Origin of the sequence: Pseudomonas defluvii (assembly GCF_001695625.1) — a bacterium.
GTDB lineage: Bacteria > Pseudomonadota > Gammaproteobacteria > Pseudomonadales > Pseudomonadaceae > Aquipseudomonas > Aquipseudomonas defluvii.
In genome coordinates this window covers 1-1697 of the sequence record NZ_MBPN01000252.1, presented here as the reverse complement: position 1 = coordinate 1697, position 1697 = coordinate 1, and the positions used below count along the sequence as shown (strand labels likewise).

Here is a 1697-nt window from a genome sequence, read left to right as displayed (position 1 = left end):
GCCGTCATCGCCACCGACCCCATCAGCGTCGAATTGGTCGGTACGGTATAGACCGCCTTGGCGCTCTTGACGCCTGCTGCGCGTGCGCCCGCGTTCGCCACGGTTTCCGCCGTGGTTTCCAACGTGCTCTGCGCGGGGCCGAAGCTCGTCGGGAAGCTCATGCCGCTACCCGTGCCACGACTGCTGTTCCGCCCCTCGGCCTTCCTCGCATCGTCGGGTTCGACCCATCGCACGCCGCCTTCCATGCCGGCCTCGTCGCCGTCGCGCAGCCCCAGACCCACCGGCAGGTCGGCATGGCCGCCGCCACGTCCGCCGATACTGTCCAGACGCCGCTGCAGGTCGGCAAGCAACCCTTCGGTCTGCTGGCGCGCGCTGGCTGCCTGCTCTTGGTCGCGACGCAGGTTGGTACGCTCGGAGTCGAGGGCCGAATTGATGCGCTGATCAATGGAGTTCTCGCGCTGGCGCAGTCGCTGGTTTTCTTCGCGCTGGGATTTGTTGTCCGAGAGCGCGGTCTGAAGCTCGGTGCGCAACTGCTTCACTTGGGCAACGAGCGTCGCCACGGTGTCGCGCGGGGTATCGCCCTCGATGCCCAACGCCTTCATTTCCGCTGGCGTGAGCTTGGCACCGGCATCCGCGGCCGGTGGCGCCGAACTGCTGCCACCCGAGAACAGCCGGATGGCAACGAACAGCACCAGCAAGGCAACCGGGACCATCAGCCACTTCAGGAGTCCATTACTGCGCATGGCGGGCCTCCTTGCGGTCTTCCGGTTGCGGGAGATGCACGGCCGGGTCGAAGCGGTTGATCGCCGGTAGCAGCGATTGCGCCAGGCCGCGCCCGCGCGTCACCAGGTACAGGACGGTCGTGTCCTCGGGCGTGCCACGCGGGCCAAGTGCCTCGTGTTGGAAGGTGGCGGTGAGGAAATCGCCTTGCAGGATGCGCGGATCGAGAGTGATCCAGCCGCTGCTGTTGTTGGTCAGTCGCACGGCAGTGACCCACTGGTCTTCCAGACGCCACGACGCGAGCGCGACCGCGCGCACGGGCAGCGTCGGCATCAGCGTGCCGAGGTCGAGGTCACGACGCAGGTTCACCCGCATGACGCCGGGCAACGGCTCCACAGTGCGCAGCGGAGCGTAGAGGTTCTGCGCGGCGAAGCGCGTCAGGACAACCGGCACCGGGGTCTCGCGTCGCGCCGCCCGCGCACCTGCCTGGTCCTGGGCGCGCGCCGGAGCTTCGTTGTCATCGCCGGGCTGATCGCCATAGCGCGCCGGGGTGCTGTTGCCCTCGACGATGCGCACTGGTTCCAGCTCGGCTTCGCCGTCCTTGGCTGGCTCCGCCGCAATGTCCAGCAGGATCAGCGCGCCCGTGTCGGCGTCCTGCAATTGCAGCCGCGTGGGCTCGATCGGCTCGCTGGCGCGCAGGTACACCGCGCCGCCCGCGCTCTGCACCCGTAGGCGCTCGCCGACGCCCGAGGGTACGCCCACGCGGACGTTGCGGTCGATGAACACGATACGCTCCTGGCCGACCTTCAGCGGCACCGCCAACGGCATACGTTCCCAGCGCAGGATCTCCACCGCCTGGACAGCAGGAGCCGCGGCCACGGCCAACAGCCCCAGCAGCGTGAGTACAGGATGCTTCATGGGGTTTCTCCTTGGGGCGCTTGCGGAGACAGGCCACCAGACGCCGGGCGCGTCGGCTC

General features: G+C 68.5%; 1 protein-coding gene and 1 pseudogene. Both read right to left on the bottom strand.

The genetic code is table 11. The features are described from left to right. Positions 1-743 (bottom strand): annotated as a pseudogene (locus EKA13_RS27060) (TIGR03752 family integrating conjugative element protein); the annotation flags it as partial. Beyond that, positions 733-1638, bottom strand: a complete 906-nt coding sequence (locus EKA13_RS27055; protein WP_009459665.1) for a TIGR03749 family integrating conjugative element protein — start codon at positions 1636-1638, stop codon at positions 733-735. The gene EKA13_RS27055 and the pseudogene EKA13_RS27060, both read right to left, overlap by 11 nt. Positions 1639-1697: the final 59 nt, after the last annotated feature.